2 protein-coding genes are annotated in these 966 nt (G+C 55.1%); one reads left to right on the top strand and one right to left on the bottom strand.

Annotated features, from left to right (window positions below; genetic code table 11):
• Positions 1 to 288: PIN-like domain-containing protein (locus AC1DH9_RS29880; protein WP_477809420.1), on the top strand; the 288-nt coding region annotated here is incomplete at its 5' end.
• A 29-nt stretch (positions 289 to 317) separates the two neighbouring features.
• Here AC1DH9_RS29880 and AC1DH9_RS29875 read toward each other — a convergent pair.
• A partial coding sequence (locus tag AC1DH9_RS29875; protein WP_477809419.1) for a YeeE/YedE thiosulfate transporter family protein occupies positions 318 to 966 on the bottom strand: 649 nt, incomplete at its 5' end.

Genomic DNA, 966 nt, shown 5'->3' with positions numbered 1-966 from the left:
GATATAGCGTGGATTTCAGCGTTGAGTGAAGAAGGTGGATGGGCCGTTATCTCGCAGGACAAATTTACCAAAGGCGATATTGAGAAAAGAGCCTTTCGTGAATGCGGCCTTCCCATTTTCTGCTTAACCAGACATTGGGGGAATGAACCTTACTGGAGCAAAGCTCACAATCTGGTGCGGTGGTGGCCGGCAATCTTGATCCAGGCAGATCTGATAAGCAGAGGCGCAGCGTTCCGTGTGCCTTGGAAGTTCGCGACTCATGGAAAACTTGATCAGATAAAAATCTAAAGCCCGACCCTACACCGGACTTTTTCATTTCAGAGCCCTTCTGCCCCCCACCACCGCTTCACCCACAACGTCCCCACAATCCCCACGACAATCGAGGCCAATGGCAACGTCGAGGTCAAACTCAGCGTCGGGAATACCAGCAGAATCTGAGAGTCGTTGCCGCCAAGCATCATCGAGGCGCCAATGCCCATCAGCACACCGGCCAATAAATGCACGCACGCCTTCGACAAGTTGAACGGCTGGTAGCTGAAGGTCTTGCGGCGCAGGGTGAAGCTGAGCATGCCCACCAGCAACATCACGAACACCACGACGCGCTGGCCGGTGAGGGTCGTTTGTTCGGGCATCCAGAACAGCTGTGACAGGTGGTAGAAGAACACGCTGGGTGTCCATTGCGGTTCGAAGGTGTACAGCGCGCTGGTCAGCGCCCCCAGCAGCATGCTGGAGAACACCAGATATTTGTCACCGTGAACATAGGCCAGAAACAGCAACGCCATCAGCACCACACCCAGGGTGAGCAGGTAGTGGCTGCTGGAGATTTCGGGCATCAGCAGGGTTCTATGCTCGGGCAACATGTTGAGCCGATACCAGAGCACAATCCCCAGCACCCAGCCGACAATCGTAAAGGCTTTATTGAGATTGCCGCAGGTAAGTTTGGTCAGGGTGCCGACGGGTGCCGAC

The sequence above is a fragment of the Pseudomonas sp. 05T35 genome, assembly GCF_056396605.1.
The sequence above is the reverse complement of the archived record's forward strand: the minus strand, read 5'-3'. Positions and strand labels throughout refer to the sequence as shown.